This window comes from Cognatundibacterium crateris (genome assembly GCF_010078235.1).
Lineage (GTDB): Bacteria > Pseudomonadota > Gammaproteobacteria > Burkholderiales > Burkholderiaceae_D > Undibacterium > Undibacterium crateris.
Genome location: NZ_JAABOS010000004.1, coordinates 147,796 through 165,967 on the forward strand (window position 1 = coordinate 147,796; position 18,172 = coordinate 165,967).

14 protein-coding genes and 6 tRNA genes are annotated in these 18,172 nt (G+C 52.1%); 14 read left to right on the forward strand and 6 right to left on the reverse strand.

Annotated elements, in window-relative coordinates; genetic code table 11:
* Nucleotides 1–48: 48 nt before the first annotated feature.
* On the forward strand, nt 49–1,050 hold the full coding sequence (locus EYB48_RS09100; protein WP_162020037.1) for a class 1 fructose-bisphosphatase: 1,002 nt from the start codon (nt 49–51) through the stop codon (nt 1,048–1,050).
* A 100-nt stretch (nt 1,051–1,150) separates the two neighbouring features.
* Here EYB48_RS09100 and EYB48_RS09105 read toward each other — a convergent pair whose 3' ends face one another.
* Nucleotides 1,151–2,302, reverse strand: coding sequence for an acyltransferase family protein (locus EYB48_RS09105; protein ID WP_162020038.1), 1,152 nt, complete (start codon nt 2,300–2,302; stop codon nt 1,151–1,153).
* 247 nt (nt 2,303–2,549) lie between these two features.
* On the opposite strand from EYB48_RS09105, the gene EYB48_RS09110 reads away from it, so the two are divergent.
* Nucleotides 2,550–3,239: a hypothetical protein gene (locus tag EYB48_RS09110; protein ID WP_162020039.1), complete on the forward strand. Its 690-nt coding sequence runs from the start codon at nt 2,550–2,552 to the stop codon at nt 3,237–3,239.
* A 168-nt stretch (nt 3,240–3,407) separates the two neighbouring features.
* Here the strand turns inward: EYB48_RS09110 and EYB48_RS09115 are convergent, their stop codons facing one another.
* The 5 genes from EYB48_RS09115 to EYB48_RS09135 all read right to left on the reverse strand — a co-directional run bounded on the left by EYB48_RS09115 (nt 3,408) and on the right by EYB48_RS09135 (nt 10,400).
* Complete coding sequence (locus EYB48_RS09115) at nt 3,408–4,217, reverse strand: MipA/OmpV family protein (RefSeq protein ID WP_162020040.1); 810 nt, start codon at nt 4,215–4,217, stop codon at nt 3,408–3,410.
* Nucleotides 4,218–4,423: 206 nt separating this feature from the next.
* Nucleotides 4,424–6,814, reverse strand: a complete 2,391-nt coding sequence (locus EYB48_RS09120) for a protein kinase domain-containing protein (protein ID WP_162020041.1) — start codon at nt 6,812–6,814, stop codon at nt 4,424–4,426.
* A 24-nt stretch (nt 6,815–6,838) separates the two neighbouring features.
* On the reverse strand, nt 6,839–7,495 hold the full coding sequence (locus tag EYB48_RS09125; protein ID WP_162020042.1) for a 4Fe-4S single cluster domain-containing protein: 657 nt from the start codon (nt 7,493–7,495) through the stop codon (nt 6,839–6,841).
* On the reverse strand, nt 7,492–9,330 hold the full coding sequence (locus EYB48_RS09130; protein WP_162020043.1) for an AAA family ATPase: 1,839 nt from the start codon (nt 9,328–9,330) through the stop codon (nt 7,492–7,494). Before EYB48_RS09130 ends, EYB48_RS09125 begins: the two co-directional genes overlap by 4 nt.
* On the reverse strand, nt 9,327–10,400 hold the full coding sequence (locus EYB48_RS09135; protein WP_162020044.1) for a hypothetical protein: 1,074 nt from the start codon (nt 10,398–10,400) through the stop codon (nt 9,327–9,329). The genes EYB48_RS09130 and EYB48_RS09135 overlap by 4 nt, the downstream gene beginning before the upstream one ends.
* Nucleotides 10,401–10,839: 439 nt before the next feature.
* Here EYB48_RS09135 and tolA point away from each other — a divergent pair, with 439 nt between their 5' ends.
* The 12 genes from tolA (at nt 10,840) to EYB48_RS09195 (ending at nt 18,114) form a co-directional block, all read left to right on the forward strand.
* Nucleotides 10,840–11,793, forward strand: a complete 954-nt coding sequence (gene tolA / locus EYB48_RS09140) for a cell envelope integrity protein TolA (RefSeq protein ID WP_162020045.1) — start codon at nt 10,840–10,842, stop codon at nt 11,791–11,793.
* Between the two features lie 3 nt (nt 11,794–11,796).
* Nucleotides 11,797–13,104, forward strand: a complete 1,308-nt coding sequence (gene tolB, locus EYB48_RS09145; RefSeq protein WP_235935007.1) for a Tol-Pal system beta propeller repeat protein TolB — start codon at nt 11,797–11,799, stop codon at nt 13,102–13,104.
* A gap of 128 nt (nt 13,105–13,232) precedes the next feature.
* Nucleotides 13,233–13,769: a peptidoglycan-associated lipoprotein Pal gene (pal, locus tag EYB48_RS09150; RefSeq protein ID WP_162020046.1), complete on the forward strand. Its 537-nt coding sequence runs from the start codon at nt 13,233–13,235 to the stop codon at nt 13,767–13,769.
* 83 nt (nt 13,770–13,852) lie between these two features.
* Nucleotides 13,853–14,614 carry a tol-pal system protein YbgF gene (gene ybgF / locus EYB48_RS09155; RefSeq protein ID WP_162020047.1) on the forward strand — a complete coding sequence of 254 codons (762 nt, stop codon included), beginning with the start codon at nt 13,853–13,855 and terminating at the stop codon, nt 14,612–14,614.
* A gap of 86 nt (nt 14,615–14,700) precedes the next feature.
* A tRNA-Lys gene (locus EYB48_RS09160) sits at nt 14,701–14,776 on the forward strand.
* A gap of 77 nt (nt 14,777–14,853) precedes the next feature.
* A tRNA-Lys gene (locus EYB48_RS09165) sits at nt 14,854–14,929 on the forward strand.
* Between the two features lie 53 nt (nt 14,930–14,982).
* Nucleotides 14,983–15,058, forward strand: a tRNA-Lys gene (locus EYB48_RS09170).
* 53 nt (nt 15,059–15,111) lie between these two features.
* Nucleotides 15,112–15,187, forward strand: a tRNA-Lys gene (locus EYB48_RS09175).
* A 53-nt stretch (nt 15,188–15,240) separates the two neighbouring features.
* Nucleotides 15,241–15,316 (forward strand) — tRNA-Lys (locus tag EYB48_RS09180).
* Between the two features lie 53 nt (nt 15,317–15,369).
* Nucleotides 15,370–15,445 (forward strand) — tRNA-Lys (locus EYB48_RS09185).
* 154 nt (nt 15,446–15,599) lie between these two features.
* Entirely contained in the window at nt 15,600–16,511 is a 912-nt protein-coding gene (locus EYB48_RS09190) for a class I SAM-dependent methyltransferase (protein ID WP_162020048.1), read from the forward strand.
* 145 nt (nt 16,512–16,656) lie between these two features.
* On the forward strand, nt 16,657–18,114 hold the full coding sequence (locus tag EYB48_RS09195) for a Ppx/GppA phosphatase family protein (RefSeq protein WP_162020049.1): 1,458 nt from the start codon (nt 16,657–16,659) through the stop codon (nt 18,112–18,114).
* Nucleotides 18,115–18,172: the final 58 nt, after the last annotated feature.

An 18,172-nucleotide genomic window follows, 5' to 3' on the forward strand; every position in this document is an offset into this window, starting at 1 on the left:
GGTGCCGCAAGTAGCGCACCGCAAGCCGATTTTTAATAAAGGAGCATCATGAAACGTGTAAGTCTGACCCAATATCTGGTCGAAGAACAAAGGCTGAATAACTCTATTCCAGCCGAATTGCGTTTGCTGATTGAAGTGGTTGCGCGTGCTTGCAAGACCATCAGCCATGCAGTTGGTAAAGGCGCACTGGGCGAAGTGCTGGGCACTGCAGGCAGCGAAAATGTCCAGGGTGAAGTGCAGAAAAAACTCGATATCCTGTCGAACGAAATTCTGCTCGAAGCCAATGAGTGGGGTGGTCACCTGGCAGCGATGGCGTCGGAAGAAATGGAAAGCATCCATCCTATTCCTAACCGTTATCCTATGGGCGAATACATGCTGTTGTTTGATCCGCTCGATGGCTCCAGCAATATCGACGTCAACGTTTCTATCGGCACCATTTTCTCGGTACTGAAAGCACCGGATGGCATGGGCACACCGACTGAGCAAGACTTCCTGCAGCCAGGTAGCAAACAGGTCGCCGCAGGTTATGCAGTCTATGGACCGCAAACCGTATTGGTGCTGACCACCGGTAATGGCGTGAACTGTTTCACGCTCGATCGCGAAATGGGTTCCTGGGTACTGACACAGCGTGGCATGCAGATTCCAGCGGATACCAAGGAATTCGCAATTAACGCGTCTAATAGCCGTCACTGGTATCCGCCAGTCACACGCTATGTGGATGAAATGTTGGCGGGTGAAACTGGTCCGCGCGCTAAGAATTTTAATATGCGCTGGATCGCTTCCATGGTGGCCGATGTACACCGTATTCTGAATCGTGGTGGTATCTTTATGTACCCGGCTGATCAGCGTGAACCGGATAAAGCGGGCAAGCTGCGCCTGATGTATGAAGCCAACCCTATGTCCTTCCTGGTTGAACAGGCGGGTGGCGCTGCAACCAATGGTAAGCAACGTATGCTGGACATTCAGCCTACCGGCCTGCATCAGCGCGTCGCCGTTTTCCTGGGTTCGAAAAATGAAGTGGAACGCGTGACCAGCTACCACCAGGAGTAAAACCTGAACGGCAGACGCAGCAGAAAAGTGCTGGGTCTGCCTGTGCATCTAAAGGCGAAGCAATCAGCTTCGCCTTTTTTTTACTACTTTGTAAGGGCCGCTATTTACTTTTATTCGCGAGTTTCACGCCAAATTTTAATCCGGGCTGTTCAATGAAATGAAAAGTCAGCGTGCTGATAAAAATCAGGACAGGTGCCATTACTGTGATGAGCAACCAGTATTGGTCTGAAGAATAGCTTAGCAGATCGATGGGACTCAGTACGAAATTGAAGGTGATAAAGAGCAGCAATCCATGCATGAGGTAAATGCTGTAACTTAGGCGGCCAAGGTTGATCGATAATGAATTTGAGAGAATGCCGAATAGATCATTGCCGCCTGCGATGATTGAAAAACTTACAGTCAGGAGCAGGGTAGGCAGAAGATAATAAGCCGAGTCGAAAAATTCCACAGTTATCACTACGCACAAAATGCAAATCAGGGATGAAATTTTGCGTTTTGCAATAGCTCGAAATTGATCTGACCTGACTAAAGCTGCCGCGGTGAGGCCTGACAAAAAAACGCCAAGTAATTTCAAGTCGGCGTGCATACTGATTCCTATGCCTAGCCCCAGTATTCCGACAAATAAAGCCTTCTTTGATGGCCGTAAACCGAAGGCTAAGGAAGCGAGTGGCAGTAATAAATAAAAAACCCATTCATAGGCGATAGACCAGGTAACCCCTGCAACGATCAGCGCCGTGTGTTCGATACCATTAATATTGGGCGCGCCGAAAACCGTAAACTGTATCCACCGCCATATTTCATGTCGAATATCTGTCAATGGCCCGTTAAGCTCGCCTCGGGATAGAATTGCAACGATGATCAGCAACACAGCAATCGTAAAATAGTAAAGTGGTGCGATTCTGAAAATTCTGGAGATGTATAATTTTTTCCAGCTAATTGGATGCTTGTGCGCGTCAAATAATTTTGTGAAGAATAAAAAACCGGTAATCATAAAAAATACCGCGACACTGCTTTGTCCAAAATGGGTATATAAGTTCGATGGCGGTACTTCCCAACTATGCGTATGCAAATAAAAATACCATATGCACGAATGATGCAAAAAAACGAAAAAGGCGAGATAACCACGAAGACCATCGATGGTTGAAAAGCGTCCAGTTGTTTCATTTGACGGAAATACTTTGCTACTTAAAAAAATAGCTAGTAATCCGGATGCGATAACTCCCAGGGCGGCAAAGGCACTTAATTGGTTCAAGATGAGAGAACTTACTTAAAGAAAATCTTATTGTACATCTTCAATTGTCTCAATTTTCATGACTTAGCTAAAGCAGTTGCATAAAGATACGATGCAATGTATCGCATTCATTGCGCTCTACAAGATGAGTACCTCTTTCCGGAATTAAAAAAACACTTCGTCAATTGAAATTTTCATAAGGTCTGAATATCAGAAAAGTTATATACTTGAAAAGTAAAATCTACTTAGCAAACTGGATCGTATAACAATGAAAAAATATGGATTGCTGTCGATTTCCTTGCTGCTTAACGCATGCACGCAATTGCCGCCACCTGCGTCACAGCCAGATTGTGGGGTCTGGTCTTATGCCATTCCTCAGCCTTCCAGTACAGACCTGAGTTTTTACGATATAGAGGCGGAACAGCGTTCGCGTAACTTGCGTATGCAGTGCAAACAGCTAGCCTTAGCTGGTTCAGAGCCGGTCATTAAAGCGGCGATAGGCAGTGCTGATACGGTGACCTTTCGCAAGATCAGGCTGACCCATGATATACAGCTGGATGTGACTAATCGCTGGGAGTCTGCACCCTCACCAACACCTTTGTACACTTACTTCATGAAGAACCGGCAGACCGAAGCGGCGTTATCTATTGCTGTCTACGAACAGAATCCCTTGCTGGCCTGGTCAGATAACCGGGATGCACTTTATCAGCGCGTAGAGGCACAGCTAAGTGAATTCGCGGCGGAACGATTTGAAGAGATTATTATTCATGGAAATAAGGTATCCATGTTTGAGTATGTGGGTAAAGATAGGTTAGCGCAACAGCCATTGCGCTTCATGGCGGCACATTACCGTATCGCTAAGCAGAATGTCTACCTGACGATGTGGAGCCGGGCCAGTGACTATGCGGCCAACCGCGAAGAATTTAAGCGAATACTGCTGTCTGTACAGCGACCTTAACCTGGTCAGATCGCGGGTGACAGCTGGTGGCAGATTCGCCAGGCAAAGAAAAACAGGCTTGCTGCAAGGAGATGCAGACAAGCCTGAAAGGGGAGAACCTGAGTTGGCGACTGTGGGCTTATTTCGTTTTCTTGTGAATGCCGCTAAATTTAAAAATACTTAAAAAAATCAAAACGAGTAGTTGACCGTGCTGATCAACAGCAAATTGTCACTCATCTTGCTGAGTGGACTATCCGCGGCGTCGTTTAGCATATGCTGAATGCCTGCCAATGTGCGTACCGACCAGTTCTGATCGATCACATGGGTCCAGGCTATGCTGGACAGGCTGCGATTCCAGCCAGCGGAACCCATCGTCACCGGTAAACCGCTGCGCAGACTTTGGTACGTACTGACGCCGAAATAGCGCTGGTTGTAGCTGGCATCACCGTAATGCACAGTCGTCTTCAATTCAATCTGATCACTCATGCTGCGCCAGATTGCAGCGCTGATACCCAGTTGCAGACTGTTGCCATTCTCTGGCTGATTCAAAGCGATGGCGGCCATGCTGCTGAGTGTCACTCTATCTGTCAGGCGGGTGCTTAATCCCAGATTTGCCGTTATCGTGCCCGCGATATCATCCATGCCGTGCAGGGCTTCGGTATGCGTCAAATACAGTAGTGTAGGATTTTCTGAGCGGCCGGCACGATAAGACAGTGCTACGCTGCTGGTGCAGTTTGTGTGACGCGTCAGCTTACCCAAGCCGCGTGTAGTGCTGGCAAAAAAACCTTCTTCGTTCTGGTATTCGGCAAACAGCGCAGGTACCAGGCGACTGTTTTCTGCTCCTGCATAGTCGGGTAAATAGGCGGCACCCAATCCCAGCAAGGCACGATGATTGCCAACCGGTGCGCTGACTTCCTGCGCACTGGCGGATGAGAGCAAGACTAGCGTCAGCACTGCAGCGCTGCATAAACGTCCTGTTATCTCTAAGCTTTTCACCATCTCTCACCTGTGCTGGTTCGTACAGTTTGCACATCGGACTGGCCGGGTGCGTGCTGTGGAATTTCGCAGTCTGCTGAATCAAGCTGCTACAGGCAAGACGGGAATACAAAGCGTAATCCACTGATGCGAGAGGGGGCAGGAAACGGGACTTTAGTTAAGCACTCCGGTTCAGCAGCAGGCGCCATGCAAGCATGGGCTGGCAAGGCTTATAAGCTGCTCCCTAGTTCCTCGATTTTTTGTGCGTTTTGATAGACCGGATAAAAACGCCAGAACAGCAAACCGAGTAAGCCAAACAAGAGCAGTAAAAATACGCTGCGCTCCAATATGGCAGGCAATATGAAAGCAGCGAGTACAAATGCGACCAGCATGTCGCGCCCCAGCCAGCCCTGATTTTCGGTGCGCCGTTCAGACAACTGATCGAGTAGGGTAGCAATGCGCTGGCACTGACGTTCAGTGCGAGTGATGCGCTTTTTAAATTCCATCCAGTCTGGCGATATATGCTCTGCGCTGCGCAGATGTATCGCAAGCGTGAACAGGCGATCCAACGCCAGTTGCAGCTCGGCCGCAGCATCGCCCAGCATCAGATTGCGGCGGCAGGCCGCACGGATATCGCTGATGATGGAGTCCAGATTGCGCTTGGCGGTTTTTAATTCTTCATCTGCAGCTTCCGCTTGCCGCAGTTGTGCTTTTTTCTGCTTGTCGACGGCTGCACGTGCATCAGGCAGCAATGCATCCATTACCAATAACATGGATGCTGGCGCTCCCGCGATGTCGCCCAGTGCAGACAGCCAGGGGCAATAGGCTTGCAAACCAGTATAGGCTTGCTCCAGCCGCAGTCTTAAGCGGTCTGCCCATTTCGGGTCATAGGAAATCGCCAGCAATTGCGGATGTACTTTGAGCAGTGAGGGGCTGGCTTGGCGCGTGCTGCCATACATCAGCTGATCGATGTTCACGTATTCGCCAGGAATATACTTAGGGCTATTTTCTTTGATCAGGGTCTGTGCATCGCGCCAGCTCTGCACATAGGCTTTGGCTGCGAGCTGCCACTTTTGTACGATATCCTGACTTGCCGCATTTCCTGCATTGGCATAGATCTCCAATACATCGTGGATGTACAGCTGATGCAGCCAGGCGGCGGCAGTTTCGTCTCCCTTTAGTGCCGCATTCGCTTTGCGCAGTATATCCGGCAGTTCAATTGATTCGCCGCGCCAGACTGGGGGGATGCCCGGCGCCAGGAACAAAATCAGGATCAGCAATTGCACATCGACCGATAATTGGTGATCGCTGCGTAAATCAATGAGTACCCTGACTGCATTCTGATCTTTTTGCACATCGCGGAACCAGGCCAGCAACTGACCATTCGCGATATCGCCAGCTGCTTCTGTCCAGTTACGCGACAGTGCCACCGCTAACTGCGGTTTGGTGTGACAGATATCGGCACCGATGTGATATGGCGTGTGAAAGCCTGCCATCGTCTGCGTCTCAACCGGAGCTGGCAGGCTGGGATCACGCGCCAGCCAGCGCAGCACTTCAGCTTCACCCCAGCGTTGTTGCGGGTCACGTAGCAGTAAGCCTTGCAGCAGCTTGCGCAGATAGCCATCTTTGATCGCGCTCAGATCCAGCTCGCGTGTGGTCAGCTGATGCAGGATCACAGCTTCTGACAGACCGGCAAATGGGTGGCGGCCAGCCGCGATTTCCAGCACTATCATGCCCAGCGCCCAGAAGTCCGTTTTCGCGCTGAGTACGCCAGATAAGCTTTCCGGTGCGGCGTAATACAAGGTGCGCGCAGCGCCGGTCAGCTTTTGGGTGGCATCCATGACGGAAGAAATGCCGAAATCAGTCAGCACCAGATCCAGCGGATGTGTGGCGCGTAGCAGGATGTTTTCCGGCTTCAGATCGCGGTGTAACAAGCCAGCCTGATGCACACTGGCGATCGCGGTGGCGAGTTCGCGGATGATGGCTTCGAGCTGGCTGGCGGCCCGTCCCTCAGACATCATCTGACGCAGCGAGCCGGAGGCGCAATATTCGAGCACTTCGAAATGATGGCCCTCTGAACGGCCGGATTCCAGTTCCACCACTTTATGGGCGGCCGGAATCTGTGCCATGCGCTCCTGAACCGCAGCGCTGACCTGCATCCCATGCCGGTACAGCTTGAGCACAAAACGCTGCTCATCTTGCAGTCTTTGTATCAACAGTAATTCAGCTTCCGCGCCTTGCTGCGCCAGTGGTGCCAGGATTTGATAACGGGTAGCCAGTTCTGCAGGCAGCCGCAGCAGGCTCTGGATCTGACTGGTGCCCGCATCGGCAGGCTGAGCGGCGAGTGCACGATTACAGTACAGGCAAGCTGTGCTGCCAGGCGGATTATCCTGCTCACAATCCTCATAGCTGCAACGCAGATTGGTAACTGGTTTTTGGCTGGAAATCTCAGCGATGCTTGCTGGCGCAACCGGTTTTTCTGTTGCAGGCAAACTGACTTGCAACGTTTTGGGCAGACTCAGATCAACGCCAGTCAGCAGCGCACCGCATCCACAGCGCAGGCTGGTGGCTGGATTTTCAGTCTGACAGCCCGGACACAGCCGTATGTATTCGCTACTCATATTCGCTACTCATTCAACACCCACTTATTGTCTCCAGCTGACCTGGTCAAAATGCAGGCCGCGTTCTTCGCACTGGCTGGCCAGTGCTTCCATGTCGCCACGCGCCGGTATGCCTATGTACCATATGCGCTGACCATCGAGCATGGTCTGTATTCGTTTGGGCTGGCTGTCCAGTGGCAGTTCGGCATAAGCGTCATAAATTGCTTTGCCACGTTCCGAACAAGTGATCAGTGCCTGATTGGCCGAGCCGCGCCAGACCCGGTCCGGCGGCTGGCTGGCTATATAGGGTTCCGGTATCAGCGCATCCAGTTTGTCTATGATTTTGCTGTGCTTCTTTTGCAGGGCAGGCAGTGGATAACCGCTGTAGCACAGGATATCAAAGTCGCGTTGCTCCTGTTCGCGCCAGAAATGCAGTGCGTCCAGTAAGGCAGACAGCGCGGCGGGCTGATCGAAGGGTTCACCACCGGAGATCGTCACGCCATCCAGTCCGGCGGCTGCTACCCGGCGACACCAGCTTAGTAAACCTGCCACCGTCATTTGCTTACCCGGATCAGTTGCCCAGGTATCCTGCGATACACAGCCTTTACAGCCTATGCTGCACCCCTGTAGCCAGATGCCGATGCGCTTGCCAGGTCCGAGTACGGTGACTGGATAATGGGCTTTATTAATCGCGATTTTCATGCGCTTTGTATTTGCAGGCTGATGACTTTATCGCTTTCCTGCAGACCCGTCACGATGAGTTTTTGTTTGCCTTCCAGGTCCAGCTCAAACATGGCGCGTGACAAAGGATTGATGAAGCAGGATTCAAGCTGATTGCCTATGCCACGGCCGCCATGACTCAGGTCTTTGGTGCAGCGTGACAGCAATTCCTGACGCACCGTTGCGGGCATAGATAATTGAATTTTGCATTCTTCAAATAAACGGCGCGCGACATTACGCAGCATGCCATCAAAAATACTGGCCGCGACTTCAGGGTTGATAAAGTCGAAGACCACAATGTTATCGCCTATCCGATTGAGTAATTCAGGGCGGGATAATTTGAATTTGAAGTAATTGCCGATGGCATCGCGCACCTTGCTTTCGACCGCATCATAGGTTTCACCCGGCTGCACATTTTGCTTGCGCTGCCCATGCTGGTCTTCGACAAAAATACCGAGATTCGAGGTGAAGACCAGGATGGTCTCAGAAAAATACGCCGTGTCACCGCGCCCGTCGGTCAGGCGGCCATCTTCCAGTATCTGTAAAAATTTATCCAGAATGCGCGGGTGGGCTTTTTCAATTTCATCGAACAGGACGACAGAAAATGGCTTTTGCCTGACCGCATTCGTGAGTTCGCCGCCTGCATCAAAACCGACATAACCGGGTGGTGCACCGAGCAGGCGTGCGCTGCTATGCTCTTCCGCAAATTCACTCATATCAAAACGCAGATAGGCACGTTCATCGCCGAATACCAGTTGTGTCAGGGTCTTGGCTAATTCGGTTTTGCCGACCCCGGTAGGTCCGGCAAAAAACAATACGCCGCGCGGACGGCTGCCGCCGGATCTGGCCTGCGCGCCAGTCAGGCCCATCACCGAACGCTTCAGAATATCCAGGGTTTTGACGACGGCCGGATGCTGGCCTTTGACACGGTCTTCAATGAACTGATGCGCATTGCGGATTTTTTCGCGCAGATAGTCTTTGCGCCAGGGATTATCGAGTGCACCGACTTTGTAGCAACGCACCGCATCATCGATCATGCGTATGCCCAGTTGCTGACGGTCGGCCAGCTCTGTGATGTCGGATAAGGCCGTCAGCGACATGCCCTCAGTCCCTTCCGTGAAGGATTTCAGGAATTGCTCGCGTGCTGCCGGGCTGGCTTCGTTATAACCGGCAAACAGCGGAGCCAGCTGATTCGCAGCCGCGTGCCGCGTTTCATAATCCGGCCTGGCTATCACCAGGCTGGCGATACGTTCACTGTCCAGCGTGAGCCAGGAGGGCAGATCCTGGGCCCGGTTCACCAGCCAGCAGACCGGATTAAACAAAGGCGGGCCGCCGGTTTCACGCGGCACTACAGGCGCTGCATACAGGGACAGTTTTTCAGCCGCGATAAAGAAGCGATGTTCAGCTTCGCTCAATTGCTCGCTATGGCGCGTCAGACGCGAAGCGAAGTCCAGGACCAGCGCGCAGCGTGCGTCGCGTTCTGCACTGACGCGTTTCATCAGTTTTGCCAGGCTTTCCAGACTCATCATCTGATAGCCATCGCATAACTTCAGATCAAATAAACGGCAAGCCAGTTCTTTCGCAACCGGTTCATCCGGGTAGACGCGCAAGCCATCTGCCGGATCAAAAATCAGTAAGAAGCGGAAATCACGCTGCCTGAGCGCTTCCCATAAGGCGCGAGCCAGCGGCACCAGTGCCTGTGTTTCGCCAACGGGCGTCAAAAAGCTGTCGCGTATGCTGCCTGAAATCACAAATTGCGAGCGTATTGCTAACAGGCGCTGCAGATCCTGTAACCAGCGGGCTTGGCTAAGACTCATGGTAATTGTCGGGTTCTTAATTGACGATGATGCAGTACAGGCGAGGCATCCGTGAAGACTGGCAGTTTATGCGCAGCGACCAGTTGTACCGGCAGCTCGCCTGCTTCCAGCCGGCGCGTGACTTGTAAATGTAAGCCGCGTGCTTCCAGCGCTTTCAGTAGCGCCGGGAATTCGCTGCACCAGCGGTCCTCGGCTAAATGATCGAGCACGCTGCGTTCGTTGTCCGCTTCGCTGACGGCACGTATCACATTAAAGTTAGCGCTGCTGGTTTTCGGGTCGATACGCATGCGTACCATGTAATTACCCCAGCTGGACTGACGGAAATGCACGGTGCCGCCATCGACAAACAGGGTCTCGGCGATATCCTCGACCTGATAACCCAGGTCTTGCAGGGTTTGTCCTATGATCAGCGCATTGGCTTCCTGTAGCTGGCGCTGCAGGTCGGCTTCTAACGCAGTTTGTATCTGTAAGCGCAGTTCGGTCGCCAGCAAATCTGCTTGCGCGCCGGGCAGAGATTGCGCCAGTTGCGCGGCCAGATCGCTGATGCTGGCTGGGATTTGTTGCAGATGTGCTACGCGTTGCAGTAAGCGTGCCGCCAGGGACTGTGGCACTGCTGCTGCGGTCGCCTGGTCGAAATCCGCATCGGCCTGCGCATCCAGGCTGCGCTCGCGGCGCAAGGCTTCGGCTTCGATTAAGGGTTGCAATTCCAGGTTCAGCATCTGTAATTGAAACGCATAGGCCGCCAGCGTTTGCTCATCTTCTTGCTGTGGCCGTTGTGGCTTGCTGGCGCTGAGTTGGGCGGCAAGTCCAATTTTATCCCCTAGCGCAAGCAAATGCGTGAACAGTTGTTCTGCCTCGTCAAGCTGCTGTTGTACCGCATTCCGGCTGGCAGCACCGGCCTGATCCATGAGCAGGGTTTGGGCATCGCGCTGACGCTGATGTTCGCCGGCCAGTTCCGCAGCCGCTGCGCGCGCACCGGCCACAGAGATGGCGGCGCGCAGGATGGCAGCCGACAGTAATACGGTGAATGGATCAGAGGTAGTAAATACTGCTGTTATAGGTCCGCTCATGGCTGAACAAAGCTCGTCAATTGGTTAGTACCGTCGTCACAAAGCGACTGTACTATAGAGGTTGAGCAATATAACACGGGCAACAAAAAAGACACACAATAGCAAGAGCGTGATTGCTTGGCGCTTTAGTTTCATCGCTGCCGGGGATTAATCAGGTGAAAATGTCAGTTTCGCCTGTGGAAAACCCGTATTTTACAGATGCAGGACTTACCCCAATTCCCCCCCCCCGGGTGGCAGGACGATTCCCGGTTTTTCTGAAATTGACTGATCGTGAGCCTTTGCCAGTCAGCGCTGACGGGATAATTTTGTGTAAGTCCTCAGGGAGAAGAGCGATACTACGTTTATAATTTCAAGCTCGAGCCAGAGCAGCTCTGCAGTCTGTTCTGCCAATTTAGTATGTTCAGGGAACTAACTCGCCTGAATAAAATCGAAGTGTCCTATGAATTCCGTTTCTCAACCTGCTCACTTGTCGTTTCAGCAGCAAAAACCCTTGCCGGTGCGTGGTCTGGCGCTTGCTATTGCCGTGCATCTGGCCTTGTTAGGCTTTCTTTGGGTGGGCGTCAGTTGGCAAAATCAGGCTTCGACTGCGGTCGAGGCGGAAGTTTGGGATCTGACTACTCGCGAGGCAGCACCGCTGCCAACGCCGCCTGCACCCGAGCCTGAACCGGAACCCCAGCCTGTAGCAAAAGCCCCGGCGCCACCAGTGGAAGCGCCGCGTGAAGATCCCGACATCGCCTTGCAGCAGGAAAAAAAGCGTCAGGCAGAACTGAAAAAACAGGAGCTGGAGCGTCAGCGCGAACTGGCCGAAGAAAAACGCCAGGCTGAAAAAGAAGCTCAGCTGAAAAAAGAACGCGAGCGTGAAAAAGAGCGTGAACGTGAAAAGGAACGTGAACGTGAAAAAGAGCGTGAGCGGGAAAAAGAGCGCGATAAGCTGAAAGAGCGCGAAAAAGCCGATAAACAAAAGCTGGCCGATCAGAAGGCGCGCGAAGCGAAAGACAAAGCCGCTTCCGATAAGCTGTTTAAAGAACAGATGCAGCGTCTGAATGCCCAGGCGGGTGTCACCGGCAGCGGTGGCAGCGGCACGGCAGAAAAGTCGACCGGTAATAATCGTGGCGACCCTAGCTATCTGGCGAAAATCGCGGCTAAAGTTCGCTCGAATATGAGTTATGGAGCGGCTGAGACAGCAGGTAGCAATCCCACCGTGGAGTATCGTATTGAGCTGTTCCCGGATGGCTCTTTGCGTGGCGGTATGCGCAAACTGAAATCTTCAGGGATACCGGCATTTGATGATGCGGTGGCCAAGGCGATAGAAAAATCTTCGCCACTGCCGAAAGATAAGTCGGGTAACGCACCGTCCAGCCTGGACTTGGTCTATAAAATGAAAGAAGAGTGATTAATGATGCGCCCTAATTATGGATATTCCCGTCTGTTAAAGAAAATCGCCTTGTCCGCACTGGTGCTGGGTCTGGGTAGCGCGCTGCCGTTTGCGCCTGCGCAGGCGCAATTGCGGGTAGAAGTGTCAGGCATAGGATCGAGCCAGATTCCGATTGCGATTGCCGGATTTACCGATGAAGCCCTGACGCCGCAACAGGTGACCGCGATCATCCGTGACGATCTGGCACGCAGTGGCTATTTCCGTTTGATTGATGCCGGTGTGGCGATCAGTGAAAACAGCGCAGTCAATTTTGAAGAATGGAAAAAGCGCGGTGCCGAGGCACTGGTAGTCGGCAGCGTACAACGCCTGGCTGATGGCCGCTTTGATGTGCGTTATAAATTGCTCGATACCGTGCGTGGCAGCACCTTGTCAGGCTTTTCTGTCGCTGCTTTGCCGACCAATACCCGTGTTACTGCGCATAAAATTGCAGACGATATTTACGAAAAACTGACCGGTGTACGCGGTGCGTTTTCTACCCGTATCGCCTATGTGACCAAAGCTGGCAGCGAATACCGGCTGGAAGTGGCGGATGCAGATGGTGAAGGTATCCGGGTTGCGCTGCGTTCGAATGAGCCCATCATTTCACCCGCCTGGTCGCAGGATGGCAGCAAGGTCGCCTATGTCTCGTTTGAAGAGAAAAAACCGGTGGTCTGGACCCAGAATCTGTTGACGGGTGAACGACGTAAGGTCGCAAATTTTAAAGGCAGTAATTCTGCACCGGCCTGGTCGCCAGATGGCAGCAAGCTGGCGATTGCTTTATCGCGCGATGGCCTGACCCAGATTTACACTATCAACGCTGATGGTACCGGCTTGCAGCGCCTGACCAGCAGCAGCTCTATCGATACCGAGCCGCAGTTTTCTGCCGATGGACAATCGGTGTACTTCCTCAGTGATCGCAGCGGTGGTCCACAGATTTACCGTATGAATGCGAATGGCGGGGAAGCCAAACGCGTGACCTTTAATGGCAGTTATAACATCACGCCGCGTATTTCACCGGACGGCCGCACACTGGCCTATATCTCGCGCCGTGAGGGGAAATTCCAGTTATATGCGCTGGATTTAGGTAGTGGTCAGGAACTTAAGTTGTCTGACACAAGCAAAGACGAGTCACCGAGCTTTTCCCCTAACGGTCGCTACATCATGTATGCAACCGAAACTGGCCGCCGTGCTACCTTGGCGGTGGTGTCGGTGGATGGTAAAGTGAAGCAGACTATTTCGGTCCAGGCAGGCGATATTCGTGAACCCACCTGGGGACCGTATTTGAAGTAAAGCAGTACGGAGATTGTTTTTCTGGCGCAAGAGCAGCTGAAAGAGTTACACTATCTGACGCGGAATTTGCTCCCGGTAGCAGTCTCAATCTAAAAAAACTTGTTATCTATTTTTGATCAGGAGAGAAAATGCAATTCACTTCCCAAACTAAAACTCTGGCAATGCTGGTGTCCAGCGTTGTATTGTTATCCGCTTGTGCTTCTAAAGTACCACTGGAAGAAAAAGCCCCTATCGTTGAAAAACAAGTTCAGGCAGTAACGCCAGCTGCAGACCCAAATGCAGTCAAAGAAGTGAAAACAGTTTCTGTTGATCCTCTGAACGATCCTAACGGTGTTCTGGCTAAGCGTAGCGTGTACTTCGACTTCGACAGCTATATCGTGAAAGACGACTACAAATCTGTCGTTGAAAATCACTCCAAATATCTGAACACCAACAAAGCACGTAAGATTCTGATCCAGGGTAATACCGATGAACGTGGTGGTTCTGAATACAATCTGGCTTTGGGTCAGAAACGTGCAGAAGCAGTGCGTAAAGCGATGAGCCTGCTGGGTGTGCCTGAGTCCCAGCTGGAAGCCGTTTCCCTGGGCAAGGAAAAGCCAAAAGCGACTGGCCATGATGAAGCATCCTGGGCAGAAAACCGCCGTGCTGATATCGTTTATCAGTAATCTGCGCTTCACTTTAACGGTGAAATAAGTTGACTGGCGCCGCTTGTTATCTGACAGGCGGCGCATTTTATTTTTAGAACGCTATGAAACTCACTTCTACCCGTAAATCCCTGATTGCAGCAGCGTTCCTGGCTGCCTGCCTGCCATCGGCTGCCACCGCTGGTCTGTTCGATGATGATGAAGCACGCAAAGCGATTCTGGATCTGCGTGCCAGGCTGGATGCAGTCAATGCGCGGCTGGATAACCGGCTTGACACCAAGGCCGATAAAAGTACCGCACTGGATCTGGCGAATGAAAACGAAAAACTCAGAAGTGAGATGGCGAAGCTGCGCGGCCAGTTAGAAGTGCTGGCGAATGACCTCGCCAATGCGCAACGCCGTCAGCAGGATTTTTATGTCGACCTGGATAACCGGGTACGTAAGCTCGAACCTAAGCGCGCCGTGATTGATGGCCGTGAAGTGGTGATAGAGCAGAGTGAAGAACGTGCCTATGAAGCCGCGATGACGACTTATAAGTCCGGCGATTTCAAAAATGCCGTGACTGCATTTTCCGGTTTCCTGACCAGTTATCCGCAATCTGCGTATGCCGGGTCGGCACAATACTGGATGGGTAATTCCTACTACGCGCAACGCGATTGCAAAGGCATGATTCCAGTGATGCAGCAATTGCTGAAATCCTTCCCGGATCATCCTAAATCTCCGGAAGCGATGTTGAATATCGCGACCTGTCAGATTGAGTTGAAAGAAAAACCAGCTGCCAAGAAAACCCTGGAAGGTCTGATTGCACAGTATCCGGGCACGGAAGCGGCGCAGGCAGCGAAGAGCCGTCTGTCGGGCTTGAAGTAAGCATTGAAATAAACAAGAAACGGGATTTAATCCGGCTCAGCCCATTGACATCAGGGCTGAAGCCTCATACAATCTCGTTCTTCTTCGGGTCGTTAGCTCAGCTGGTAGAGCAGCGGACTTTTAATCCGTTGGTCGCAGGTTCGAATCCCGCACGGCCTACCACGAATACAGAGAGCTGAGTACGCAGATCAAATTCATGATCGCCTCACGCAGCTCCTACGAAGACATATCCAGGTTTTGGGTCGTTAGCTCAGCTGGTAGAGCAGCGGACTTTTAATCCGTTGGTCGCAGGTTCGAATCCCGCACGGCCTACCAAAATCATCGAAGTTTATCTTGCGAATAAACTTTCAGGCAGTTCAGCAAGTTTTGGGTCGTTAGCTCAGCTGGTAGAGCAGCGGACTTTTAATCCGTTGGTCGCAGGTTCGAATCCCGCACGGCCTACCAAAATCATCGAAGTTTATCTTGCGAATAAACTTTCAGGCAGTTCAGCAAGTTTTGGGTCGTTAGCTCAGCTGGTAGAGCAGCGGACTTTTAATCCGTTGGTCGCAGGTTCGAATCCCGCACGGCCTACCAAAATCATCGAAGTTTATCTTGCGAATAAACTTTCAGGCAGTTCAGCAAGTTTTGGGTCGTTAGCTCAGCTGGTAGAGCAGCGGACTTTTAATCCGTTGGTCGCAGGTTCGAATCCCGCACGGCCTACCAAAATCATCGAAGTTTATCTTGCGAATAAACTTTCAGGCAGTTCAGCAAGTTTTGGGTCGTTAGCTCAGCTGGTAGAGCAGCGGACTTTTAATCCGTTGGTCGCAGGTTCGAATCCCGCACGGCCTACCAAAATAAGAAGGACTCAGGTGTAAGCCTGAGTCCTTTTTCTTTTCCGGTAACCGTCGACAGTGACAGCATTTGCCTGCATCCAGAGGACAGGCAAACTTTCCCCACCGGCGCCGGATTGGATTTATGATGCCAGATCAGTACACCGGATAACGCCATGAAAAAGTCAGCCAAACCCCATCCAACTGCCGCTGCACCTGCGAGCCAGGAAAAGCATGAAATCCGTCCCGGACAATCGCTGGAACTGCTCAAGGAATTACATATCCTGACGCGTGATGGCAAACTGAATCAGGACAGCCGTCGTAAATTAAAACAGGTCTATCACCTGTATCAATTCATCGAGCCGCTGCTGCAGCAATTGCAGACAGAACGCAGTGATATCAGTCTGGTCGATCATGGCGCGGGTAAATCCTATCTGGGCTTCATCCTGTATGACTTGTTTTTTAAAGCTGGTCAGGCGCAGAGCAAAGCGCACATCTATGGCATAGAAACCCGCGATGAGCTGGTGAAGCGCTCGACTGAACTCGCGCAGCGGCTCGACTTTCCGGGCATGTCATTTCTGAATTTATCGGTTGCTGACTCTACCCGTTCGACGCAGTTGCCGGAGCAGATAGATATCGTGACAGCCTTACATGCCTGCGATACTGCGACCGATGACGCGATAGAATTTGCGTTAAAAAAGAAAGCCCGCTTTATGGTGCTGGTGCCTTGCTGCCAGGCTGAAGTGGCGGCGGAATTACGCAAGCATAAAGGTGATGCGGTACGCAATAATCCGCTGTCGGAAATGTGGCGTCATCCTATCCATACACGCGAATTTGGCAGTCAGATCACGAATGTGCTGCGTTGCCTTCAATTAGAAGCGCATGGCTATCAGGTGCGTGTCACTGAGCTGGTCGGTTGGGAGCATTCGATGAAGAATGAACTCATCATTGCCGAATATAAGGGTAAGCCTGTGCGCCGTGCTGCAGAGCGGCTCGCTGAGGTGCTCAAAACCACAGGCCTGGATCATATGCAAAGACGCTTCTTTGTTGCAGATGGCACAGCGAACAGTGAAAACGTCACCGCTTAGTCACAAAAAATGATTAATATCATTTCAGGCGTTGCGCATTCAGGCACACCACTGAGCAGCAGCGCACTGTTTGAGCAGTGGCATATGATGTACCGATAAATGCACCGATAAATTCATCGATAGATACTAATAAAGGATAGGAAACATGCTGGCTGCCGTTGATCTGGGTTCCAACAGTTTTCGTATGCACATAGGCCGTCATGAAGGCGATGTGATCAAGGTCGTCAAAAGTGCGCGTGAGCCTATACGCCTGGCTGCCGGGCTGGATGCCGATGGTAATCTGACGCCGGAGTCTATGCAGCGTGCGATAGATTGCCTCAGTCGTTTTAAAGAAGTGCTCAACGCTTATCCGGTCAGTGCGGTGCGGGTAGTGGCGACCAATACCATACGCATTGCTAACAATGCGGCTGAATTACTGCCACGCGCAGAAGCGGCGATAGGGTGTGCTATCGATGTCATCTCCGGCGAGGAAGAAGGACGTCTGATTTATCTCGGTGTGGCGAATGCCATCAGTGTGCCGGGTGAGCGTCGTCTGGTGATGGATATCGGTGGTGGTTCTACCGAAGTGATACTCGGCCGCGGGCATGAAATCGTCAAGGTGGAATCGTTTAGCGTAGGCACAGTAGGACACAGCGCCACGTTTTTTCCTGACGGACGTTTGACTGAGGCGGCGTTTGAAGCTGCCATCCTGTCAGCGCGTTCTGTGTTTGAAGACGACGCGCCTTTCTATCAGCCTCAGCACTGGCGTAAAGCCTATGGTTCGTCGGGCACCATGCGCGCGATTTCTGATGCGATTGCCAAAGGTGGCCTGGGCGATGGCAAACTCACGCTGCAAAGTCTGACCACGCTCAAACAATACTGCATACAAAGCGGACATCTGCAGACGCTGGAGCTCAGCGGCATTAAGCCTGAACGGGTGGCGATGGTGGTTGGCGGGCTGGCGATCCTGATCGGTCTGATGACAGAATTTCAGATCGACGTGTTGTATCCGGTGGAAGCCGGTTTGCGCATGGGCGTGATGTGGGATTTGCATTTGCGGGCGACTAAACGTGACCGGCGTGAAGTGTCGGTGCAAAAAATGGCGCAGCTGTTTCATGTCGACGTATCACGCGCGCACCGCGTGGCAGAAATGACGAAATCGATTTATCAGCAGCTCAAACCTGCCAGCGACAATTACAATCGCTTGCTGGTCTGGAGTGCGCGCCTGCATGAAGTCGGCATGGTGGTGTCGCATACCGGTTTTCATAAGCACGGCGCATACATGATAGAGAATGCCGATATGGCCGGCTTTACCACGCTGGAGCAGCGCATTATGAGTAAGCTGATCCTGAGCCAGAAAGGCAATCTGCGCAAAGTTGCTGACGGTCTGGCGGATGCGGATTTCGCCAAGGCGGTACTGGCCTTGCGGCTCGCGATTATGCTCATGCATTCACGCGCAGAAATCGAATACGAAGATATCCGCCTGAAGATGAAAAAAGCGATAGAACTGGAAATGCGGCGCGACTGGGTCAGCGTACATCCTACTGTGGCTTACTGGCTGCAAAAAGAAATCGAATGCTGGCGCGAAATCGGCGTCGACTTCCTGGTCAGAACCAATGTGTAAGCAGTGATCCTCAGCTCGAAAAAAAGGCTGTCTCCGTTAGCGGGCGACAGCCTTTTTT

Excerpts from the sequence above, each read along its gene's own strand:
- EYB48_RS09100 (WP_162020037.1), top strand. The coding sequence starts at position 49 with ATGAAACGTGTAAGTCTGACCCAATATCTGGTCGAAGAACAAAGGCTG.
- EYB48_RS09110 (WP_162020039.1), top strand. The coding sequence starts at position 2,550 with ATGAAAAAATATGGATTGCTGTCGATTTCCTTGCTGCTTAACGCATGC.
- EYB48_RS09115 (WP_162020040.1), bottom strand. The coding sequence starts at position 4,217 with ATGGTGAAAAGCTTAGAGATAACAGGACGTTTATGCAGCGCTGCAGTG.
- EYB48_RS09120 (WP_162020041.1), bottom strand. The coding sequence starts at position 6,814 with ATGAGTAGCGAATACATACGGCTGTGTCCGGGCTGTCAGACTGAAAAT.
- EYB48_RS09125 (WP_162020042.1), bottom strand. The coding sequence starts at position 7,495 with ATGAAAATCGCGATTAATAAAGCCCATTATCCAGTCACCGTACTCGGA.
- EYB48_RS09130 (WP_162020043.1), bottom strand. The coding sequence starts at position 9,330 with ATGAGTCTTAGCCAAGCCCGCTGGTTACAGGATCTGCAGCGCCTGTTA.
- EYB48_RS09135 (WP_162020044.1), bottom strand. The coding sequence starts at position 10,400 with ATGAGCGGACCTATAACAGCAGTATTTACTACCTCTGATCCATTCACC.
- tolA (WP_162020045.1), top strand. The coding sequence starts at position 10,840 with ATGAATTCCGTTTCTCAACCTGCTCACTTGTCGTTTCAGCAGCAAAAA.
- tolB (WP_235935007.1), top strand. The coding sequence starts at position 11,797 with ATGATGCGCCCTAATTATGGATATTCCCGTCTGTTAAAGAAAATCGCC.
- pal (WP_162020046.1), top strand. The coding sequence starts at position 13,233 with ATGCAATTCACTTCCCAAACTAAAACTCTGGCAATGCTGGTGTCCAGC.
- ybgF (WP_162020047.1), top strand. The coding sequence starts at position 13,853 with ATGAAACTCACTTCTACCCGTAAATCCCTGATTGCAGCAGCGTTCCTG.
- EYB48_RS09190 (WP_162020048.1), top strand. The coding sequence starts at position 15,600 with ATGAAAAAGTCAGCCAAACCCCATCCAACTGCCGCTGCACCTGCGAGC.
- EYB48_RS09195 (WP_162020049.1), top strand. The coding sequence starts at position 16,657 with ATGCTGGCTGCCGTTGATCTGGGTTCCAACAGTTTTCGTATGCACATA.